Source organism: Methylobacterium amylolyticum (genome assembly GCF_030700245.1).
Taxonomy (GTDB): domain Bacteria; phylum Pseudomonadota; class Alphaproteobacteria; order Rhizobiales; family Beijerinckiaceae; genus Methylobacterium.
Genome location: NZ_JAUYZI010000023.1, coordinates 50428 through 70529, shown reverse-complemented (window position 1 = coordinate 70529; position 20102 = coordinate 50428). Strand labels below are relative to the sequence as shown.

The following is a 20102-nucleotide window of genomic DNA, read 5'->3' as shown; positions in this document are numbered from 1 at the left end:
TCACGCCTCCCGGTTGCGGGCGACGCGGCTGCGCCGGAACAGGCTCAGCACGCCCTCGGGCTTGGCGAGCGCCACCACCATCACCAGCGCCCCGTAGAAGATCAGGTCGATGCCGCTGCCGGTGCCGCCGAGATAGGAGCGGCTGATCTCGGTGATCGGGATCAGGATCAGGGCCCCCACCAGCGGCCCCCACAGGGTGCCGACGCCGCCGAGCACCGCGGGCAGGGCGAAGAGCAGCGAGAAGCGGAAGCTCATCACGCTCTCGGGGTCGATGTAGGAGACGTAGGCGCCGTAGAGCCCGCCGCCGAGCGCGGTGAAGAAGGCCGAGAGCGCGGCCGCCGCCATCTTCGAGCGGAACACCTCGACGCCGAGGCTGCGGGCGGCCACGGGATCGTCCTTCACCGCCCGCCAGCCGTAGCCCCAGCGCGACTCGGCGATGACGAAGGTGACGAGCCACGTGACGACGAACAGCCCGAGGGCGAGGTGGGCGTAGGGGATCTTGTCGCGGGCGAATTGCAGGGTCGCCCAGGAATCCGGGTTGAACGGCCACTGCACGCCCATGGCGCCGCCGACGAAGTCCCAGTTCTGCACCAGCAGCAGCCCGGCCTCGGCGATGACGATGGTGGCGATCGAGAAGTAGTGGCCGGCGAGCCGGAAGCAGGGCCAGCCGATCGCCAGCGCCACCAGCGCCGAGAGCACACCGCCGAGCGCCAGCCCCGCCCAGGGCGAGACGCCGTAATTCACGAACAGCAGGCTCGTGCAGTAGGCGCCGATGCCGAAATAGAGGGCGTGGCCGAGCGAGATCTGCCCGCAATAGCCGCCGAGGATGTTCCAGCTCTGCGACAGGGCGGCGTAGAGCAGCGTCAGCACCAGCACGTTCTGGAGGTAGACATCGGGGATCGCGTAGGGCAGGGCGGCGAGTCCGGCGAAGACCACCGCGCCGGTGATCAGGCTCGTGCGGCGCTTGGCGGCGAAGCGCCGGGCGGCCTCGTCCACGGCGGAGGCCTGGGCGGCGGCGGGGAGGGCGGTGCCGGCCATCGTCTAGAGCCTCCCGAACAGGCCCTGGGGCCGGATCAGCACGACGAGGAGGTAGAGGGCGTAGACCCCCACCGACTTCAGGGCGGGGGGCAGGATGACCGCGGTGACCGCCTCGACGAGGCCGACCACCACGCCGGCCACCAGCGCCCCGAACACGCTGCCGAAGCCGCCGAGCGCGACGGTGACGTAGGCGATCAGCGCGAAGGCGCCGCCGACGCCGGGATGGATGTAGTAGAACACCGCGAGCACCGCGCCGGCCAGGCCCACCAGCGCCGCCCCGAGCCCCCAGCCCAGCGCGAACACCCGGTTGCGGTCGATGCCGACCAGCGCCACCGCGCCCTGGTCCTCGCGGGTCGCCTCCAGCGCCCGGCCGAAATCGGTGCGGGTCATCAGCAGGTAGAGCCCGCCGAAGGCGGCGAGCGAGACGAGCGCCCCGAACACCTGCGGCCAGGGCAGGTAGACGCCCGCGAGGTCGAGGGTGTGCCCGCCGAGCCAGGAGGTCTTGAGGCTGCGGTAGTCCGGGGTGAACAGGTACTGCGCCGCGCCCTGGAGCAGGATCGCCAGCCCGAAGGTGGCGAAGATCTGCACCATGCCCTGGTTGGCCTTGGCGCGCATCGCGAAGCGGACCACGCCGAGATAGGCGGTGCCGCCGAGGATGAACAGCAGGGCGGCGACCGCCGGCATCAGCAGGACCGGGTCGAGCCCGGAGACCAGCACCAGCCCGAAGGTCGCGTACATGGCGAGCATCAGGAACTCGCCGTGGGCGAAGTTGACCACGTCCATCAGGCCGAAGATCAGCGACAGGCCGACCGCGACGAGGGCGTAGATCAGCCCCGTCAGCAGGCCGCTCGCCAGCACCTGCGCCAGCGCTTGCATCGTCATGGGCGCCCCCTCGAAGCGGCTCCGGGCCGGGATGTCAGAACCAGATCCGATCGCTTCGCGATGCGGATCCGGACGCCGCTCGAGCGCCGCGCGGGCCGGCCGATGCGCCCCTGCCGCCGCGTTCGAGCGGAGGGCGTATCAGGCGTTCATCGGCCACTTGGCGGGGGCGACGGCGACGTCCTCGGGGAACACCGTGACGAATTTCGTGCCGAGGTACTGGATCAGCACCGGCGTCGCGTCGGGGTTCTGGCCGCCCGCGTCGAAGATCACCTTCTTCCACGGCATGATCGTGCGGGTGCCGGGGATGTCGGTGGCGGCGAGGGCCGCGCGCAGCCTCGAACCGTCGGTCGAGCCCGCCCGGTTCAGGGCGTCGGCCAGCACCAGGAGCGCGGTGAACTGGCGCGAGGTGTTGTCGTTCAGGTCGCGGTCGGCGCGCTTCCGGAACATCTCGTTGATCACCCCGATCGACGGGCGCTTGGCGGCCAGATCGAGGGAGAAGCTCGCCCGGGAGATCAGGCCCTGGAGCTGGGCCCCGACCGCGTCGAAGGTCGCCTTCTCGGAGAAGCCCGCGGCCTGGGCGATCATCGCCTTCGGCTTGTAGCCGAGTTCGCCCATGGTCTTGGTCAGCAGGATCGCGTCGTTGGTGTAGCAGGTCGGCAGCAGCACGTCGGCGTCGGCGTTCTTCAGCGCCTGCACCTCGGCGGTCAGCGAGGGCGAGTTGGTCTTGTACTTCACGTCCGCGGTGATCTTGTAGCCGCGCTCACCCGCGAGCTTGCGCTGCGTGTTCGAGGAATCGATGCCGTAGATCGTGTCCTCGTAGAACAGGGCGATCGAGCCGATCGTCTTGCCCTGCTTGCGCTGCGCGTCCATGAAATCGAACATCGCCTCGGAGAACATCTCGTCGTTGGCGGCCGGGCGGAAGATGTATTTCAGGCCCCGGCGGGTCAGGCTCGGCGACGAGGAATCGGCGCACACGAACGGCACGCCGTAGCGCTCGCACACCGCGCTCACGGTGGCCGAGACCGAGGATTGGTAGCAGCCGACGATGGCGGCGACCTTGTCCTGGGTGATCAGGCGCTCCGCCTCGGCGCGGCCCTTCTGCGGGTCGCCCTGGTGGTCGGCGACCACGAGGCGCATCTTGGCGCCCCCGAGCCCTTCGAGGCCGTCGCCCTTGGCCGCCGACAGGTCGAGGTCGTAGTTGCCGTTGATCACCTCCAGCGCCGTCTCGAAGGCGCGGCGGGCGTCGAGGCCGTTCTGGGCGCTCGGCCCGGACAGGGCGTAGAGCACGCCGACCACCACCTCGCCCGCCGCGTCCGCCCGGCGGGACCCGAGGCCCGCGAGCGCCAGCGCGCCCCCGGCCAGTACCTCACGACGACGCAGCATGCGGGATCTCCGGGGCTCAAGAAACGCGGATGGGGCGCGGGAATGCGGGATTCAGGCCATGGCCGAGGCGGGGGCGAGGTCGACCGCGAAGTCGGCGTTCAGCCGGTCGGTGACGAGCATGCAGCCCGGGGCGTGGGTGATGGCGAAGGCCGGCCGGGCCGCCGCGATCACCGACTGGGGGGTGACGCCGCAGGCCCAGAACACCGGGATCTCGTCGGGCCCGATCCGCACGGGGTCGCCGTAATCGGGCTTGCCGAGGTCAGCGATGCCGATCAGGTCCGACCGGGCGAGGTGCACCGGGGCGCCGTGGACCGCCGGGTAGCGGCCGGTGATCTCCACCGCGCGGATCGCCTGCGCCGGGGTGAGCGGGCGCATCGACACCACCATCGGCCCGGCGAACGGGCCGGCGGGGGCGCAGGGGATGGTGGTGCGGTACATCGGCACGCGCACGCCCATCTCGACGTGGCGCAGCGGCAGCCCGGCCTCGGCCATCGCCGCCTCGAACGAGAACGAGCAGCCGATGGCGAAGGCCACGAGGTCGTCGCGCCACAGGTCGGCCACCTCGGCGCGCTCGGCGACCACGGCGCCGTCGCGCCAGACCCGGTAGGCGGGCACGTCGGTGGCCAGATCGAGGTCGAGGCCGAGGTCCGGGATGGCGCGGCTGCCCGGCCGCGACTCGCCGATCACCGGGCAGGCCTTCGGGTTGCGCGCCGCGAAGCGCCGGAAATCGTCGGCGAGGCTCTCGGGGAAGACCGCGAGGTTGGCCTGCACGTAGCCGTCGGCCACGCCCGCGGTGCTTCCGGGGATCGCACCGCTGCGGCAGGCCAGCCGGGCCTCGGCCCCGCTCATGCCCGCCCGCCCGCTCGTCTGCACCGCTGCGGAGGTTGCCATCACCGACCCCGTCTGCCGTGGAATGGGGTCAGCTTACCGAGAGCGCGGCGCGAAGCGAATTATCTTTTCGGATCGCGGGCGATAAGGCGGGCTTATACGCGCTGGTAGGATCCGGGTTTCGAAAGGGATCATCCCTTTCGTGGGTCCAGGGCAAAGCCCTGGGGAACCGTCGGGCTCCGCCCGACACCCGCCGAAGGGATAATCCCTTCGGAATCCCACAACGCGCGGCTTCATCCGTTCGCGCCCACGCGCGGCCGGCGCTGCGCCGGGCGCGGTCCGCCAGCCCTGGACTGGCACGGCGCGTCGACAGCGCCGCACCACGCGGCCGCGGTCTCGGCCGCGATCGCGGCGGTCGCGGCCGCCAGCCGGTTGTCGGGGGCGTTCTCGTAGGTCGCCGTGAAGGCGATGTCGGGCAGGCGGGCACTCGTCTCCACCGCGCGCAGCCGTCCGTCGGCGAGTTCCGCCCGCACCGTCTCGGCGGGGATGACCGCGATGCCGAGCCCCTCCACCGCCATGCGCACGATCGTCGCGAGGGAGGCGTTGCTGTAGAGGCGGGGCGGCGGCAGGTTGGCCCGCGCCAGCAGCTCGTGCAGTTGCACGTAGGGGTTGGTGTTGCGCGGGTAGGTGATGACCGGGTGGCGGGTCAGCTCGGCGAGACCGACCGGGCCGTCGCCGAGGTCGAGATCCGGCGCGGCGATCCAGGCCACGGCGAAGCGGCACAGCGGCACGTTGATCAGGCTCGGCCGGGTGATCGGGCCGACGAGGAAGGCGAGGTCGAGGTCGCGCCGCACCAGCGCGTCGCGCATGGTCGGCGACACGTCGACGGCGATGTCGAGGGCGATGCCGGGATAGGCCCGGCTCATCGCCTCGATGAAGCGCGTCAGCCACGTGTGGACGATCGTCTCGGAGACGCCGAGCCGCAGGGTCCCGGTGGTCACGGCCGGGCTCGCCAGCGCCGCGACCATCTCGGCGCGCAGGCGCAGGAAGCGCTCGGCGTAGCCCAGGAGCTCCCGCCCCTTCGGCGTCAGGCTGAGCGACCGCGGCGCGCGCTCGATCAGCGTCAGCCCGAAGGCGTCCTCCAGGGCGGCGATGCGCTGCGAGACCGCGGGCTGGGTGGTGTTGAGGCGCTCGGCCGCGCGGCTGAAGCTGCCGAGCGTGGCGGTCCAGTAGAAGATCTCCAAGGTCCTGAGGTCGGTCATCGCGGCGGCTCACCCTCCGCGGCCGGCGTGCAAGACCGGGGCCTGCAAGACCGAGGCCCGAAAGTCCGGGGGCCGGCTGTCGCGGGGCCCGGATTCCCCTTTCCCCCGTCCTGCACTAACCCTGCCGGGGACGCGGCACCGGAGCACGCCGCGCGGGAGGGACGGCCGTGATCTACGAGGTTGCCGAGATCGAGGTGCGGGCGGGGGCCGAGGCGGCCTTCGAGGCGGCGGTGGCCGAGGCGGCGCCGCTGTTCGAGCGAGCCCGGGGCTGCCGCTCCCTGGGGCTCCAGAAGGTGATCGAGAAGCCCTCGACCTACCGGCTGTTCGTCGGCTGGGAGACGGTGGAGGACCACATGGTCCATTTCCGAGAGTCGGACGACTTCCAGGAATGGCGGCGGCTGGCCGGCCCGCACTTCGCCGGGCCGCCGAAGGTCGACCACGTGGAATTCGTGCTGAACGCCTTCGGCTGAGGCGGCGCGCGTCCGGCGCACGCCGGACGTGAGGCCGGGGGCGCTCAGTGGATCTCGGGCTCCGGGGTGGGGGGCCCGTGTTCCAGGAAGTCGAAGTCGACGCCGGTGTCGGCCTGACCCACCCGGTCGAGGAACAGGGCGGTGTAGCCCCGCGCGTAGCGCCGCGGCGGCGGCGCCCAGGCCGAGGCCCGCCGCTCCAGCTCGTCCGCCTCCACCAGCAGGTCGAGGCGCCGCCCCTCCGTGTCGAGGCGGATCAGGTCGCCGTCCCGCACCAGCGCCAGCGGCCCGCCGACATGGCTCTCGGGCGCCACGTGCAGGATGCAGGTGCCGTAGCTCGTGCCCGACATCCGCGCGTCCGAGATCCGCACCATGTCGCGCACGCCCGCCTGCAGCATCTTCTTCGGGATCGGCAGCATCCCCCATTCCGGCATGCCCGGACCCCCGAGCGGGCCAGCCCCCTTCAGCACCAGCACGCTGTCGGGCGTCACGTCGAGCTCGGGATCGTCGAGGCGCGCGTTCATGTCGTCGTAGCTCTCGAACACGATCGCCGGGCCGGTGTGCTGCAACAGCCGCGGGTCGGCGGCCGAGTGCTTGATCACCGCGCCCCGCGGCGCCAGCGAGCCGCGCAGCACCGCGAGCCCGCCCTCGGCCTGGATCGGGTCCTCCAGCGGGCGGATCACGTCGGGGTTGAACACCTCGGCCCCGGCGATGTCCTCGCCGAGCGTGCGCCCCGTGACCGTGCGCGCGTCGAGGTCGAGGTAGGGCGCGATCCGGGCGAGGAAGGCGCGGCTGCCGCCGGCGTAGAAGAAGTCCTCCATCAGGTAGCTGCCGTTGTTCGGCCGCAGGTTGGCCACCAGCGGCACGCTGCGGCTGATCGCGTCGAACCGGTCGAGGTCGAGAGCGAGACCCGCCCGGCGCGCCATGGCGATCAGGTGCGGGATGGCGTTGGTCGAACCGCCGAACGCCATCGTCGCGGTCACCGCGTTGTCGACGCTCGCCTGGGTCAGCATCGCCGCGGGCGTCCAGTCCTCCCAGACCATCTCGACGATCCGCCGGCCGCTGTCGGTGGCGAGCCGCGGGTGGCCGGCATCCGCCGAGGGGATGCCGGCCGAGGCCGGCAGGGAGAAGCCCATCGCCTCGGCCGCCAGCATCATCGTGGCGGCGGTGCCCGCGGTCATGCACACGCCGAAGGAGCGGTTCATGCCGCCCTCCATGTCCTTCCACTGGGCCTGCGTGATGTTCCCCGCGCGCAACTCCGCGTGGTACTTCCAGGCGTCCGAGCCGCTGCCCAGCGTCTTGCCGCGCCAGTGGCCGCGCAACTGCGCGCCGGCGGGGAAGAAGATCGCCGGCAGGCCGGCGGACAGCGCGCCCATGATCAGGCCGGGCCCGGTCTTGTCGCAGCCGCCCATCAGCACGACGCCGTCGACGGGCTGGGAGCGGATCAGCTCCTCGGTCTCCAGCGCGAGCAGGTTGCGGTAGAGCATCGAGGTCGGCTTCATGTACTGCTCGGTGACCGGCAGCACGGGGATCTCGACGGGGAAGCCGCCGGCCTGCCAGACGCCGCGCTTGATCTCCTCGGCGCGAACCCGGAAGTGGGCGTGGCAGGGGCTGAGGTCGGACCACGTGTTGAGGATGCCGATCACCGGCTTGCCGGCCCAGTCGGCATCCGAGAAGCCCATCTGCGCCAGCCGCGAGCGGTGGCCGAACGCCCGCAGGTCGTCCACGCCGAACCAGCGATGGCTGCGAAGCTCTTCCGGGCGCTTCCTCATGGTCGGGATCCGTTCTCTCGTTTCTCGCGACGCGCCCGTGGTAGGCCCGCGCGCCGGCCCGCGCCAGCGCCGCGGCGTCGCGCGGCTTGAGACCGGGACGGGATCGAAACGGCCGGTGCCTCAGGCGGCCAGCTCCCGCAGCCGCCTGCGGATCGGCTCGGCGACGTCGATGCTGCCCGCCTCGATCACCGCGTTGGCCTGCTTGACCGCCGCCGCGCGGATCACCTCCGCGTGCCCGAGCTTCTGCCGCTGCGCCAGCCACAGGGAGACGCTGGCCCAGTCCCAGAGCGGGCTGTCCGAGGTGACCTTGGCCACCGGCCGCGGGAAGCCCTCCGCCCGCTGCCCCTTGGCGTACTGGGTCATCGCCGCCCGGCTCATCCCCGTGCGCTGCGCGATGTCGGCGAGGCTGACCAGCGGATCGGGCTCGACCCGCTCGACCGACGCGCCGGCCCGCTCGACCGCCGCGAGCGCAGACCCGATCGCCACGGCGATGTTCTCCGCCTCGCGGGCGAAGTCGACGATGATGTGCCCCTTCTGGAAGGAGATCGTCGCGTCGTCGCAGCCCGCCTCGTAGAACCGGGCCTCGAAGTCGGGGGCCCCGGGGTCCAGGCCGGTGGCGACGACGCTGAACTCAAACGTATCCATCTTCCGTGTCCTCCCGACAGTGCGGACAGCGATCGATGGCGCGCCGGATCTGGCGGGCATGGGCCTCGGGGTTTCTCGGCGTGCCGTTCACGCCGACCTGACAACCGTCCCGGTCGTGCTCGGGGCAGTACAGGCGCCCCCAGTGCCCCTGGAGCCGCAGGGTCCAGCCTCTCTCCTCCGGCGGTCCGGACGGCGGCCTCGATCTCCTTGTTCGGATGCCTCGGCCTCGGCACGGACAAGCCTCGCTCGATCGCCCGTCACCCTGCCGCGACCGTTAACAGATGTCAACAGTCGCGGGCCGGACTTCATCTGCACCGGATCTGGCCGCGCACCGGCAGGGGATCACGCCGCGGCGGCGTCCGGCACGAAGGCCTGGAGCAGCACCCGGCGGCCGGTCCGGTCGTGGACGGTGACCTGCCAGTCGCGCCAGTCCGGGCGTCCGCCGAGCGTCGTCATCACCCCCTGCGCCACCGCCCGCGCCCGCTCGGGCAGGCGCTCCGGCACCCGGATGTCCCGTCCCACGGGATCGAGGACGCATTCCAGGCCGTTCGTGCAGTGAAAGCGGTAGCGTGCCATCGGCGACTCATCTCCCGTCCCTGTGCGGCGCCATTGTTCATGATTTGTTCGCAAATGGCCAGGGACACCCGCGGGTCAAGTGGGCGCAGGCAACGGAGAAGGGGATCGGCGCCGCGGGCCGGGCACGCCGGCCCGGCACCTCAGGGCACGAAGCCCTCGAACACCATCTGGTCGGCGTGGGCGGCGGCGCGCGCGCGCTGCTCGGGGGTGCGCACCGTCCAGGCCATCACCGGCAGCCGGCCGAGCAGGCGGCACAGGGTGGTCGGCGCGCAGGGCAGGTCGTCGACCCGCCAGGACAGGAAGTCGGGCCGGGTCTCGGCGAAGTGCAGCAGGTCGGACAGCGCCCGGCGCAGGGATCCCGGCAGCGCCGCGTAGACGGGGTCGTCCTGCGTGGTCTCGCTCACGATCCCCCGCGGGATCCTTTCGGGGACGAGGTCGCGCAGCGCCGCCACCACCTGGGGATCGAAGGATTTCAGCGCCACCGGCCCGGCCTGGGCGGCGGCCACCTCCGCCGCGCGCCGGGCGAGCCGGAGGTCGCCGTCGTAGCGCGACTTGATCTCGACGATCACCGGAACCGCGCCCCCCACCGCCGCGAGGAAGTCCGGCAGCGTCGGGATCGTCTCCGCACTTGCCGCGATCGCGAGGGCGCCGAGTTCGGCGGCGGTCTTCGCACCGACCGGCGCGTCCAGCGCGGTGAGCCGGCCGAGCCTCGCGTCGTGGAAGACCATCGCCTCGCCGTCGGCGCTGAGCTGCACGTCGCACTCGATCGCGAAGCCCCCCGCCGCCGCCGCGCGGGCGGCGGCGAGCGTGTTCTCGGGCCGGCCCGCCGCCCGGTCGTGCAGCCCGCGATGGGCGATCGGCCGCGCGGTGAGCCAGCCCAGGTCCATCACCGCACCTCGAAGATCGCCTCGACCTCGACGGCGGCGTCGAGGGGCAGCTCCGCGACGCCGACCGTCGAGCGGGCGTGGCGGCCGCGGTCGCCGAGCAGCTCCACCATCAGGTCGGAGGCGCCGTTCATCACGCCCGCCACCGCCGAGAAGCCCGGGGCGGCGTTGATGAAGCCGCCGAGGCGGACGCACTGCACCACCGCCCGGTCGAGGTCGCCCACCGCCGCGTCGAGCTGGGCGAGCACGTTGAGCGCGCAGAGCCGCGCCGCCGCCTTGCCGGCCTCCGCCGAGACCGAGCCGCCGACCTTGCCCGCGTGCTCGGGGGCGATCTTCCCGTCCGGGCCGAAGCAGACCTGCCCCGAGATCACCACGAGGCTGCCCGACCGCACGAACGGCACGTAGTTCGCCACAGGCGCCGCGGCCTTGGGCAGGGCGAGCCCCAGCCGCTCCAGGCGTTCCTTGACCGTGCCTTCGACCGTGCTCATCGTCGTCTCCGCTCGCTGTGGTTCGGGGGCTCTGGAGCACGCCCGGCGCGGCCCGCGCAAGGCCCCCCGCACGGCCGCCGTGCACGGGGCGCGCACCGGGCGCGATTGACAGGCGCGCGGTCTTTCATAGTAATCGCGCGCGTGCCGCCCCGGTGACGAGGCGGCACTTTCATTTGGAGCCGGCTACACGGGAGCGCTCTGCGCCGAAGTGGACGCCGGTTCGCCGCACGTGAGCGCGTCGAAACCCCGACGATACGGAGACGGGACCGTGACATCCGCCCTTCTGCCGACCTACGCCCGCGCCCCGCTCGCCTTCGCGCGCGGCGAGGGCGCCTGGCTCGTCGCGGAGGACGGGGAGCGATACCTCGATTTCGGCGCCGGGATCGCGGTCAACGCGCTCGGCCACGCCCACCCGCACCTCGTCGCCGCCCTGACCGAGCAGGCGGGCAAGCTCTGGCACGTCTCGAACCTGTTCCAGATCCCCGAGGGCGAGCGCCTCGGCCGGCGGCTGGTGGAGGCGAGCTTCGCGGACGTGGCGTTCTTCTGCAACTCGGGGGCGGAGGCCAACGAGGCGGCGATCAAGGTCGCGCGCAAGTACCACGCCGCGGGCGGCAACCCGGAGCGCTACCGGATCGTCACCTTCGCCGGCGCCTTCCACGGGCGGACGCTCGCCACCCTCGCGGCCGGCGGCCAGCAGAAGTACATCGAGGGCTTCGGGCCGAAGGTCGAGGGCTTCGATCAGGTGCAGGTCGGCGACTTCGACGCGCTGGAGGCCGTGATCGGCCCCGAGACCGCGGCGCTGATGATCGAGCCGATCCAGGGCGAGGGCGGGGTGCGGGTGATCCAGCCCGCGGAGCTGCGCCGCTACCGGGAGATCTGCGACCACCACGGCCTGATGCTGATCATGGACGAGGTCCAGACCGGCCTCGGCCGCACGGGCCGGCTGTTCGCGCACGAGTGGTCGGGGGTGACCCCGGACATCCTCAGCGCGGCCAAGGGCATCGGCGGCGGCTTCCCGCTCGGCGCGTGCCTGGCCACCGCGGAGGCCGCCCGGGGCATGACGGCCGGCAGCCACGGCACCACCTTCGGCGGCAACCCGCTGGCGATGGCGGTGGGCAACGCCGTGCTCGACGTGGTGCTGGCCGACGGCTTCCTCGACCGGGTCGCGCGCACCGGCCTGCTGCTCAAGCAGAAGCTCGCCGCCTTGCGCGACCGGCATCCGCACGTGTTCAAGGAGATCCGCGGCGAGGGGCTGATGATCGGCCTCGCGCTCGGCGTGCCGAACACCGACTTCGCCGCGGCGGCCCGCGCGGCGCATCTCCTCGTGATCCCGGCCGGCGACAACGTGGTGCGGCTGCTGCCGCCCCTGATCGTCGACGCGCCGGAGATCGACGCCGCCGTCCAGCGCCTGGAGGCGGCCGCCTCCGGCTTCGAGGCCCTGCGCGGGGCGGCCGAGTAGGCCCGGGATCCTTTCGCGATGACAGCCCAGACGAACGGCCGGGCCGCCGGCCCGGCCCCGCACCCGACAGGTGCGGCCCCCCGCCATTTCCTCGACCTCAAGGACTTCTCCGGGTCCGACCTGCGCCGCGTGCTCGACGCCAGCGCGGCGATGAAGGCCCGCCGCCGCAAGGGCGAGCGCGCCGACGAGCGCCCGCTGGTGGGCAAGAACCTCGCGATGGTGTTCGACCGGCCCTCGACCCGCACCCGCGTGTCGTTCGACGTGGCGATGCGCGAGTTGGGCGGCGAGACCCTGATGCTCACCGGCTCCGAGATGCAGCTCGGCCGCGGCGAGACGATCGGCGACACCGCGCGGGTGCTCTCGCGCTTCGTCGACGCGATCATGATCCGCATCCTCGACCACGGGCAGATGCTGGAGCTCGCCGAGCACGCCACCGTGCCGGTGATCAACGCGCTGACCAAGGTCTCGCACCCCTGCCAGATCATGGCCGACGTGCTGACCTTCGAGGAGCACCGCGGCCCGATCCAGGGCCGCACCGTGGCGTGGTCGGGGGACGCCAACAACGTGCTCGCGAGCTGGGCGCACGCGGCGGCCCGGTTCGACTTCACCCTCAACGTCGCCTGCCCGCCGGAGCTGTCGCCCGCGCCGTCGCTGCTCGCCTGGGCGAAGGCGGAGGGCGCGCGCCTCAACGTCACCACCGACGCCTTCGCCGCGGTCGAGGGCGCCGACGCGGTGGTCACCGACTGCTGGGTGTCGATGGGCGACGACGACGAGAGCCACCGCCACAACCTGCTCTCGCCCTATCAGGTGAACGCCAAGCTGATGGCGGCGGCCGGGCGCGACGCGATCTTCATGCACTGCCTGCCCGCCCACCGCGGCGAGGAGGTCACCGCCGAGGTGATGGACGGGCCGCGCTCGGTGGTGTTCGACGAGGCCGAGAACCGCCTGCACGCCCAGAAGGGTATTTTGGCGTGGTGCCTGCGCGCGGGCGGGCTGTAGAGCGCCCTCCGCCGAGGTGGATACCGGTTCGGCGTAAGAGTGCGGCCCATAACAACGACTTGGAGCCGCTCCGGCCGCCCGCGGCACGGTACACGACATGTTTGGAGTTTACGTCGGCCGATCCCACCAATCCCCTCATCCTGAGGTGCCCCTTGCCTCGGCAAGGGGCCTCGAAGGAGCCCTCCAGCCAGCCGCGCGATCCCTGGAGGTCTCCTTCGAGGCCCGCTCGCGCGGGCACCTCAGGATGAGGTGGAGGGTCGGAAACGCCCCTCGGCTCGCCGCGTCGTGGACCGTGCGCCCGCGGGCCGTCCCGCCCTGGGGCTTCCGGCCCTCGCAGCCGGGTCCACGTCTCACCCGTCATCCCGGGGCGCCGCAGGCGAGCCCGGGATCCAGACCCGCGACGCGGCACGCTGCGGGCGCAGGCCAGTGCGAGATCCCCGGCCTCGGCGTCTCTGGATCCCGGGCTCTCGCCTGCGGCGAGCCCCGGGATGACGCGCGGGCGGCAATGCCCGGTAGCGCGACCCTGCCGAGACGCAGCGGGAGAGCGGGCGGCCCTCGCGCGTCAGGATCGGCGACACCATATCCCGTGCGCGGCCAGCGCCGACGCGCGTCGCTCCGCATGCCCCATCCCGATCGGTCTATCGCCGCCGCGCCGCGTCGCGGATGATGACCGCGGGGCCATGGGCGCGATCGTCCGCCCGCACATCCCAGGGAGGCTGTCCGTGGATCAAGCGCATGCGCAGGAGGCATCGGACCTGCTGGTCCGCCACTGGCGGGACGGCACGACGCTCGACGCCCTGCCCGGGCCGCTGCGCCCGGCCGACCGCGCCGCGGGCTACCGGATCCAGGCCGGGGTCGCCGCGCTGAGCCGGGAGCCGCTGTTCGGCTGGAAGATCGCCGCCACCAGCGAGGCCGGCCAGCGGCACATCGCGGTGGACGGGCCGCTGGCCGGGCGGCTCATCGCCGAGATGGTCCATCCCGACGGCGCGGCCCTGCCGCTCGGGGGCAACCGCATGCGCGTGGCCGAGGCCGAGTTCGCCTTCCGCATGGGCCGCGACCTGCCGCCCCGCCCCGAGCCCTACGACAGGGCCGCGGTGCTGGACGCGGTAGCGGGCCTGCACCTCGCGATCGAGGTCCCGGATTCGCGATTCACCGACTTCACGGTCGCGGGGGCGGCACAGCTCATCGCCGACAACGCCTGCGCCCACATGTTCGTCCTCGGCCCGGAGGCGCCGGCCTCCTGGCGCGACCTCGACCTCGCGGCCCACCGGGTGGTCGCCCGGTTCGGCGGCGACCGCGTGCGCGAGGGTCTCGTGCGCGAGGGGCTCGGCGCCAACGTGCTGGGCGATCCCCGCGACGCGCTGACATGGCTCGCCAACGAGCTGTCGCGCCACGGCCTGACCCTCGGGCGCGGGCAGGTGGTCACGACCGGCACCTGCCTGATCCCCCTGGAGATCGCCCCCGGCGACCGGGTGAGCGTCGATTTCGGCGGCCTCGGCCGGGTCGGCGCGCATTTCACCTGAGGGCGCGCCTCACACCGCCATCCCCGGGCCGCCGACGCGGCGCCCGCTCGAGCGACAGCGCCGCGCGCCCCGCGCCGGCCGAACAAGGAGCGGCCATGACCGCGAAGACCACCGCGAAGACCACCTCGAAGACCGCCTCGGACACCACCGTCACCTCCGGAAACGGCCACGCGGGCGACGACGACGCGGTCCTGCCCTTCGCGGTCGAGGCGCTGGACGTGCGCGGGCGCGTGGTCCGGCTCGGGCCGGCGATCGACACCATCCTGCGCCGGCACGGCTATCCCGACCCCGTGGCGCGGCTGCTCGGCGAGGCGGCGGCGCTCACCGTCCTGCTCGGCGCCTCGCTGAAGTTCGAGGGCCGCTTCCAGCTCCAGACCAAGACCGGCGGCCCCGTCGAGATGATCGTCGTCGATTTCGAGGCGCCGGACCGGCTGCGCGCCACCGCCCGGTTCGACGCCGAGCGCGTGGCGGCCCTGGGCTCCGGCCCGGTGAAGGACGCCGACCTGATCGGCTCGGGCCACCTCGCCATGACCATCGACCAGGGCTCGGCCGCGAGCCGCTACCAGGGCGTCGTCGCCCTGGAGGGCCAGAGCCTGGAGGAGGCCGCGCACCAGTATTTCCGCCAGTCCGAGCAGATCCCGACGCAGGTGCGCCTCGCGGTGGCCGAGGCGGTGGCGGAGGGGGCCGGCCGCTGGCGGGCGGGCGGCCTGATCGTACAGTTCCTGCCGCAATCGATCGACCGGGCCCGGCTCGCCGACCTGCCGCCCGGCGACATCCCGGAGGGCCACGCCCATCTCGGCGCCGACGCGCCCGAGGACGATGCCTGGGTGGAGGCGCGCTCGCTCACCGCGACGATCGAGGACCACGAGCTCGTCGACCCGAACGTGTCGAGCGAGCGCCTGCTCTACCGGCTGTTCCACGAGCGCGGGGTGCGGGTGTTCGACCGGCAGCCGGTGCGCGAGACCTGCCGGTGCTCGCGCGAGCGGGTGCTCGGCATGATCCGCTCGTTCACCCCCGAGGAGCGCCGGGACATGGTGGCCGACGACGGCCGCATCGCGATCACCTGCGAGTTCTGCTCGCGCCGCTACGACCTCGACCCGGCGGCGGTGGAGGCCGAGATCGCCGAGGGGCCGCCGCAGTAGAGCGGCGCCGGTCTCGCGGGCGGCACGGTCCTCGCAGGTGCTGCGCGCGGATCGATCCGGCCCGACGCCGGGTTCCGCAACGTTCGGGACCGCTTCGCCGCGGCGGCCGCTGTATTCGTCGGACCTAAACGGCCAAGCTTTCGCGCGCGAAACGCCGGAATACACCGGAGCGTTGCGTAAAATTACACGGTACCCGGACAGAACCGTTTTCGAACCTGCGGCGTTGCGTGGCATCTCAAGAATCGGAGAGAACGCCATGCGAAAGCTTCCCCTGGGTTTGTCCGCCGGCTTGGCCGCGCTCCTCCTCAGCACCTCCGTCTACGCGCAGCAGGCCGGCGGCGCCGAGCGGGGCGGGGGCGCGGGCGGCCGCGGCGGCGCGGAATCGAGCATGCAATCGGGCGGCGGCGGTGATCGGGCCGGGGCCCGGGCCGGCGGCGAGCAGCGGATGTCGGGCGGTCAGGCGGCCGGGCAGGCGGGCGAGCGGTCCGGCGCCGGGGGCCGCGAGCAGGGCTCGGGCGACCGGATGGCCTCGGAGCGCGGCGGCAAGAGCGATGGCAAGGGCGGCGACGCCGACCGCGGCGGCCGGGACCGGGGTGCGGACCGCGCCGACCGGAACGGCGGCGACCGCGGCGCGGATCGCACGACCAACCGGCGCGAGGACCGGGCCGAGACGCGGGACCGGACCGATGTGCGCAGCCGGACGGACGTGCGCAGCCGGACCGACGTGCGGGCCGATGTCCGCGGCGGCCGGGTCGAGGGCGGGTTCCGGCGCGAGGGCCGCTACGTGTTCATCGGCGGCCAGCGCGTGGTCTACGGCTCGCCGGAGTACCGGCGCCTGATCGTCACCCAGCGCGGGCCCCGCGAGCGCTACGTCGTCATCCGCGGCCAGCGGGTGATCTACGGCTCGCCGGAGTACAAGCGCCTCGTGAGCGTGCGCGAGAGCGGCCCCCGGCAGCGCTGGGTCACGGTCCGCGGGCAGCGGGTGATCTACGGCTCGCCCGAGTACCGGCGCCTCGTCGTCACCGAGACCGGGCCGAGCGAGCGCTGGGTCACGATCCGCGGCCAGCGGGTGCGCTACGGCTCCGCCGAGTACCGCCGTCTCAGCGGCGGTGCGGTGGGCGCGAGCTTCCGCACCGAGACCCGCGCCGGGGTGCGCACGGACGCGCGCAGCGAGCGCGCCGGCTTCCGCGAGGAGCGCCGCGGCGGACGGGACGAGGCCCGCGGCGCCGATCGCAACGACCGCAGCGCGGAGCGCCGCAACGACCGGGGCAACGATCGGGCGATGGACCGGAACGCCTCCCGCGGCGACGGCGTGCGCAACGGCGACATGCGCGGCGGCGGCGACCAGGGCGGCGTCCGCAACGCGTCCGAGCGCAGCGGCGGCGGTGAGCGCGGCATGAAGGCCGGCGGCGAGCGCGGCGGCAACGGCGGCGCGATGAACGGCGCCTCGTCCGGCAACGCGGCTGGCGGCCAGGGTGGCGCCCGGGGCGGCGCCGGGCGCGACGGCGGCGCGGGCGCCCGCTGACCGGGGCGGGGAGGGGCTCCCGCCCCTCCCCCTCACGTCTTGAGCACCGGCTCGGCGATGTCGCCGCCGCCGCGGGCGGCGAGGTAGTCCGGCTGGAACAGGCACATCCGCACCGCGTCCCGGTAGCGGCCGTTGACGAAGAACTCGTCCCTCAGCACCCCCTCCACCTGGAAGCCGCAGCGCTCGTAGATCCTGACCGCGCGGGTGTTGTCGCGATCCACGTGCAGGTAGAGCTTGTGGATGTTGAGCACGCTGAAGGCGTAGTCCATCGCCACCCGCGTGCCGCGCCACGCGAAGCCCCGCCCCTGGAAGGCCGGGTGGATCGCGATCTGGAACTCGCAGGAGCGGTGAAGGTGGTTGACCTCCACGAGCTCGATCAGCCCCGCCGGCTCGCCGTCCGGCGCGGCGACGATGAAGCGCCGCTCGGTCTGGTTGTGGATGTTGCGCTCGTAGAGCTGCTGCAGTTCGGCGAAGGACTCGTAGGCCTCCTCGAACCAGTAGCGCATGATGCTGTCGTTGTTGTTGAGCTGGTGCACGAAGCGCAGGTCCTCGCGCTCCAGCGGCCGCAGCCGGACCCGGTCGGGGGTTCCGGTGGTCATGCTGGGACTCATGCCGCGCAGGCCTCGATCAGGCGGCGCAGGAACGCCTCGCCCGCGCCGAGCGCGTCCAGCGTGATGAACTCGTCCGGCTGGTGGGCCTGGGCGATGTCGCCGGGCCCGCAGACCACGGTCGGGATGCCGGCCGCCTGGAAGCGCCCGGCCTCGGTGGCGTAGGGCACCGCCACCGTGCGGTTGCGCCCCGCGAGCCGCAGGGCGAGGCGCTCGGCCTCCGAACCGGGCTCGGGCGCGAGGCCGGGGATGTCGACCTCCTCCAGGGTCTCGATCCGGCCGTAGGCGCCGTAGCGGTTGAGGCGCTCCCGCGTCACCCGCTCGGCCTCGGCCGCGAACAGGCGCGGGATCTCCTCAGGGTCGAGATCGGGCAGGCCGCGGTACTCCCAGAGGAAGCGGCACTCCTTGGCGAGGATGTTGCGCGCGGTGCCGCCGTGGATCGTGCCGACGTGGACGGTGGTGGCGGGCGGGTCGAACCGGCCGGAGGCGTCGCCGCGGGCGATCATCGCGTCGCTGATCCGGTTCAGCCCGGCCACGAGGTCGCCCGCGGCGGCGACCGCGTTGGCGCCCAGCGCCGGCCGGGCCGAGTGCGCCTCGTGGCCGTGGACGATCGTGAGGCAGGTGACGATGCTCTTGTGGGCGTCGGCCACCTCCAGGCCGGTCGGCTCGCCGACGATCACCGCCCCGGGCCGCGGCAGGTCGGCGCCGAAGCGCGCGATGCCGTCCAACGAGCCGAGGCAGGTGGTCTCCTCGTCGTAGGAGAGCAGGATGTGCACCGGCCGCGTCAGGCCGGCGGCGAGCATGTCCGGCACGAGCGCCAGGGCGAGGGCGTCGAACCCCTTCATGTCGACCGCGCCGCGGCCGTAGGCGCGCCCGTCCGCCACCCGCAGGGTGAAGGGGTCGGAGGTCCAGGCCTGCCCCGCCACCGGCACCACGTCGGTGTGGCCGGAGAGCACGACCCCGCCGTCGACCATCGGCCCCACGGTCGCCAGCACGGCCGCCTTGTCGCCGGCCGGGTTCGGCAGGCGCAGGTGGGGCACGCCCCAGCCGTCGAGATAGGCGCAGACGGCGTCGATCAGCGCGAGGTTCGGCTTGTCGCTCTCGGTATCGTAGGACACGAGGCGGGCGAGCATGTCGAGCGGGCTCAGCCGCTCGCCGGTCATCGGCATGGTTCCTCCGGGGCGCGCGGGCTCCGGGTCTAGAGCGCGGGGCGGCGCAGGGGAAGCCGTCCCCGGCTCGGACGAAGCGCCGGATCGGGCGAAGGGCCGGGTCAGACGAAGTGCTTGGACAGCTTGAGGCCCTGGGCCTGGTAGTTCGAGCCGGCGCCCGCGCCGTAGAGGGTCTCGGGCAGGTCCGCCATCCGCTCGTAGACGAGGCGCCCGACGATCTGGCCGTCCTCCAGCAGGAAGGGCACGTCGCGCGAGCGCACCTCCAGCACCGCCCGCGCCCCCGCCCCGCCGACGCTCGCGTGGCCGAAGCCGGGATCGAAGAACCCGGCGTAGTGGACCCGGAACTCGCCGACCAGGGGATCGAACGGCACCATCTCGGCGGCGTGGTCGGGGGGCACCGTCACCGATTCCTTCGAGGCCAGGATGTAGAACTGGCCGGGGTCGAGGATCAGGCTGCCGGAGCCGTCGGCGGCCAGCGGCTCCCAGAACTCGGCGGCGCGGTGGCGGCCGGGGGCGTCCACGTCGACGAGGCCGGTGTGGCGCTTGGCCCGGTAGCCGATCAGCCCGTCGAAGCCGGACAGGTCGACAGAGACCGCGACGCCGCCCTGGAACGAGGGCGTGCCGGCGCCGACCAGCGGCGCCCGGGCGTGGAGCGCGGCGAGTTCGGCCTCCGTCAGCCGCGGCTGCCCGCGGCGGAAGCGGATCTGCGACAGGCGCGAGCCGGTGCGCACCAGGACGGGAAAGGTCCGCGGCGAGATCTCGGCGTAGAGCGGCCCCGTGTAGCCGGGCTCGACCTGGTCGAACGCCTCGCCCCGGTCGGTGATCACCCGGGTGAACACGTCGATGCGCCCGGTGGAACTCTTCGGGTTCGCCGAGGCCGCGAGGTCGGGGGGCAGCGCCAGGGCTTCCTGCAACGCGGCGATGTAGACGCAGCCCGTCTCCAGGACGGCGCCGGGGCGGAGGTCGATCGCGTGCAGCGACAGGCGGTCGACGCAGGCCTGGACCGTGCGGGTCGTCCCCGGCAGGAAGCTGGTGCGCACCCGGAAGGCGCGGTCGCCGAGCCGCAGGTCGAGGCTCGCGGGCTGGATCTGGTCCGGCGCGTAGGCGCTCGCGGGGCGGATGCCGCCCGCCCCGGTGAGGGCGGCGATCGCCTGCGCCGGCAGGATTCCGTCGCGCATGTCCGTCCCGTCGCGCATGTCCGCGCTCGCGCTCATCGCGCCCCACTCCCCTCGCGCGCCGACGCCCGCCCGGCCTGTTCTCCCCCGGCGGCCTTTAACGCGGGATTAACCCGTCGTCCCGGCCCAGGTGTCTCAACCAAAAGTTGTAGAGACTTGCAACGCGTCGAACACTGGTCGGCCCGGCACGCGACGTACTCCGCCGCAATTGACTGGGATTCGGCCGGGACTTACGACCGGTCATGAAGCGTGTTGAGTCCGCCTTCAACGAATCACA

The 20102-nt window shown here is 73.1% G+C and carries 19 protein-coding genes; 6 read left to right on the top strand and 13 right to left on the bottom strand.

Going from position 1 to position 20102, the window contains the following annotated elements:
- From Q8W71_RS17125 to Q8W71_RS17105, 5 genes are all read right to left on the bottom strand, one after another.
- Complete coding sequence (locus Q8W71_RS17125; RefSeq protein ID WP_370875439.1) at positions 1-1038, bottom strand: branched-chain amino acid ABC transporter permease; 1038 nt, start codon at positions 1036-1038, stop codon at positions 1-3.
- 3 nt (positions 1039-1041) lie between these two features.
- Complete coding sequence (locus Q8W71_RS17120) at positions 1042-1920, bottom strand: branched-chain amino acid ABC transporter permease (protein WP_305526601.1); 879 nt, start codon at positions 1918-1920, stop codon at positions 1042-1044.
- 138 nt (positions 1921-2058) lie between these two features.
- A complete protein-coding gene (locus tag Q8W71_RS17115; protein ID WP_305526600.1) occupies positions 2059-3303 on the bottom strand; it encodes an ABC transporter substrate-binding protein in 1245 nt (414 codons plus the stop codon).
- Between the two features lie 51 nt (positions 3304-3354).
- On the bottom strand, positions 3355-4194 hold the full coding sequence (locus tag Q8W71_RS17110; RefSeq protein WP_305526599.1) for a putative hydro-lyase: 840 nt from the start codon (positions 4192-4194) through the stop codon (positions 3355-3357).
- Between the two features lie 230 nt (positions 4195-4424).
- Positions 4425-5393: a LysR family transcriptional regulator gene (locus tag Q8W71_RS17105; RefSeq protein ID WP_305526598.1), complete on the bottom strand. Its 969-nt coding sequence runs from the start codon at positions 5391-5393 to the stop codon at positions 4425-4427.
- Positions 5394-5560: 167 nt separating this feature from the next.
- On the opposite strand from Q8W71_RS17105, the gene Q8W71_RS17100 reads away from it, so the two are divergent.
- Positions 5561-5863 (top strand): putative quinol monooxygenase, encoded by a 303-nt coding sequence (locus tag Q8W71_RS17100; RefSeq protein ID WP_305526597.1) that lies wholly within the window; start codon positions 5561-5563, stop codon positions 5861-5863.
- Between the two features lie 44 nt (positions 5864-5907).
- On the opposite strand, the gene araD is transcribed toward Q8W71_RS17100, so the two are convergent.
- The 5 genes from araD to Q8W71_RS17075 form a co-directional block, all read right to left on the bottom strand.
- Positions 5908-7632 carry an L-arabinonate dehydratase gene (gene araD, locus Q8W71_RS17095; RefSeq protein ID WP_305526596.1) on the bottom strand — a complete coding sequence of 575 codons (1725 nt, stop codon included), beginning with the start codon at positions 7630-7632 and terminating at the stop codon, positions 5908-5910.
- Between the two features lie 120 nt (positions 7633-7752).
- Entirely contained in the window at positions 7753-8277 is a 525-nt protein-coding gene (locus Q8W71_RS17090; RefSeq protein WP_305526595.1) for a helix-turn-helix transcriptional regulator, read from the bottom strand.
- Between the two features lie 342 nt (positions 8278-8619).
- Positions 8620-8853 (bottom strand): DUF6894 family protein, encoded by a 234-nt coding sequence (locus Q8W71_RS17085; RefSeq protein WP_305526594.1) that lies wholly within the window; start codon positions 8851-8853, stop codon positions 8620-8622.
- Positions 8854-8993: 140 nt separating this feature from the next.
- A complete protein-coding gene (locus Q8W71_RS17080) occupies positions 8994-9740 on the bottom strand; it encodes a glycerophosphodiester phosphodiesterase family protein (RefSeq protein ID WP_305526593.1) in 747 nt (248 codons plus the stop codon).
- Positions 9740-10225, bottom strand: coding sequence for a RidA family protein (locus tag Q8W71_RS17075; RefSeq protein WP_305526592.1), 486 nt, complete (start codon positions 10223-10225; stop codon positions 9740-9742). The genes Q8W71_RS17080 and Q8W71_RS17075 overlap by 1 nt, the downstream gene beginning before the upstream one ends.
- Before the next feature lie 268 nt (positions 10226-10493).
- On the opposite strand from Q8W71_RS17075, the gene Q8W71_RS17070 reads away from it, so the two are divergent.
- From Q8W71_RS17070 to Q8W71_RS17050, 5 genes are all read left to right on the top strand, one after another.
- Positions 10494-11684 (top strand): aspartate aminotransferase family protein, encoded by a 1191-nt coding sequence (locus Q8W71_RS17070; RefSeq protein WP_305526591.1) that lies wholly within the window; start codon positions 10494-10496, stop codon positions 11682-11684.
- Between the two features lie 18 nt (positions 11685-11702).
- Positions 11703-12683, top strand: a complete 981-nt coding sequence (gene argF / locus Q8W71_RS17065; RefSeq protein WP_305526590.1) for an ornithine carbamoyltransferase — start codon at positions 11703-11705, stop codon at positions 12681-12683.
- A gap of 722 nt (positions 12684-13405) precedes the next feature.
- Positions 13406-14206, top strand: coding sequence for a 2-keto-4-pentenoate hydratase (locus Q8W71_RS17060; protein WP_305526589.1), 801 nt, complete (start codon positions 13406-13408; stop codon positions 14204-14206).
- Between the two features lie 95 nt (positions 14207-14301).
- Positions 14302-15348 (top strand): Hsp33 family molecular chaperone, encoded by a 1047-nt coding sequence (locus Q8W71_RS17055; protein ID WP_305526587.1) that lies wholly within the window; start codon positions 14302-14304, stop codon positions 15346-15348.
- 256 nt (positions 15349-15604) lie between these two features.
- Complete coding sequence (locus Q8W71_RS17050; RefSeq protein WP_305526586.1) at positions 15605-16873, top strand: hypothetical protein; 1269 nt, start codon at positions 15605-15607, stop codon at positions 16871-16873.
- Between the two features lie 32 nt (positions 16874-16905).
- Here the strand turns inward: Q8W71_RS17050 and speG are convergent, their stop codons facing one another.
- The 3 genes from speG to Q8W71_RS17035 all read right to left on the bottom strand — a co-directional run bounded on the left by speG (position 16906) and on the right by Q8W71_RS17035 (position 19864).
- Entirely contained in the window at positions 16906-17472 is a 567-nt protein-coding gene (gene speG, locus Q8W71_RS17045) for a spermidine N1-acetyltransferase (protein WP_305526585.1), read from the bottom strand.
- A gap of 8 nt (positions 17473-17480) precedes the next feature.
- A complete protein-coding gene (gene argE, locus Q8W71_RS17040; protein ID WP_305526584.1) occupies positions 17481-18650 on the bottom strand; it encodes an acetylornithine deacetylase in 1170 nt (389 codons plus the stop codon).
- A gap of 101 nt (positions 18651-18751) precedes the next feature.
- A complete protein-coding gene (locus Q8W71_RS17035; protein WP_305526583.1) occupies positions 18752-19864 on the bottom strand; it encodes a 2'-deoxycytidine 5'-triphosphate deaminase in 1113 nt (370 codons plus the stop codon).
- Positions 19865-20102 lie beyond the last annotated feature (238 nt).

What these genes read in the sequence shown, in the direction of transcription:
- Q8W71_RS17125 (WP_370875439.1), bottom strand. Translation starts at nt 1,038, where the DNA reads ATGGCCGGCACCGCCCTCCCCGCCGCCGCCCAGGCCTCCGCCGTGGAC.
- Q8W71_RS17120 (WP_305526601.1), bottom strand. Translation starts at nt 1,920, where the DNA reads ATGACGATGCAAGCGCTGGCGCAGGTGCTGGCGAGCGGCCTGCTGACG.
- Q8W71_RS17115 (WP_305526600.1), bottom strand. Translation starts at nt 3,303, where the DNA reads ATGCTGCGTCGTCGTGAGGTACTGGCCGGGGGCGCGCTGGCGCTCGCG.
- Q8W71_RS17110 (WP_305526599.1), bottom strand. Translation starts at nt 4,194, where the DNA reads ATGGCAACCTCCGCAGCGGTGCAGACGAGCGGGCGGGCGGGCATGAGC.
- Q8W71_RS17105 (WP_305526598.1), bottom strand. Translation starts at nt 5,393, where the DNA reads ATGACCGACCTCAGGACCTTGGAGATCTTCTACTGGACCGCCACGCTC.
- araD (WP_305526596.1), bottom strand. Translation starts at nt 7,632, where the DNA reads ATGAGGAAGCGCCCGGAAGAGCTTCGCAGCCATCGCTGGTTCGGCGTG.
- Q8W71_RS17090 (WP_305526595.1), bottom strand. Translation starts at nt 8,277, where the DNA reads ATGGATACGTTTGAGTTCAGCGTCGTCGCCACCGGCCTGGACCCCGGG.
- Q8W71_RS17085 (WP_305526594.1), bottom strand. Translation starts at nt 8,853, where the DNA reads ATGGCACGCTACCGCTTTCACTGCACGAACGGCCTGGAATGCGTCCTC.
- Q8W71_RS17080 (WP_305526593.1), bottom strand. Translation starts at nt 9,740, where the DNA reads ATGGACCTGGGCTGGCTCACCGCGCGGCCGATCGCCCATCGCGGGCTG.
- Q8W71_RS17075 (WP_305526592.1), bottom strand. Translation starts at nt 10,225, where the DNA reads ATGAGCACGGTCGAAGGCACGGTCAAGGAACGCCTGGAGCGGCTGGGG.
- argF (WP_305526590.1), top strand. Translation starts at nt 11,703, where the DNA reads ATGACAGCCCAGACGAACGGCCGGGCCGCCGGCCCGGCCCCGCACCCG.
- Q8W71_RS17055 (WP_305526587.1), top strand. Translation starts at nt 14,302, where the DNA reads ATGACCGCGAAGACCACCGCGAAGACCACCTCGAAGACCGCCTCGGAC.
- Q8W71_RS17050 (WP_305526586.1), top strand. Translation starts at nt 15,605, where the DNA reads ATGCGAAAGCTTCCCCTGGGTTTGTCCGCCGGCTTGGCCGCGCTCCTC.
- speG (WP_305526585.1), bottom strand. Translation starts at nt 17,472, where the DNA reads ATGACCACCGGAACCCCCGACCGGGTCCGGCTGCGGCCGCTGGAGCGC.
- argE (WP_305526584.1), bottom strand. Translation starts at nt 18,650, where the DNA reads ATGCCGATGACCGGCGAGCGGCTGAGCCCGCTCGACATGCTCGCCCGC.
- Q8W71_RS17035 (WP_305526583.1), bottom strand. Translation starts at nt 19,864, where the DNA reads ATGAGCGCGAGCGCGGACATGCGCGACGGGACGGACATGCGCGACGGA.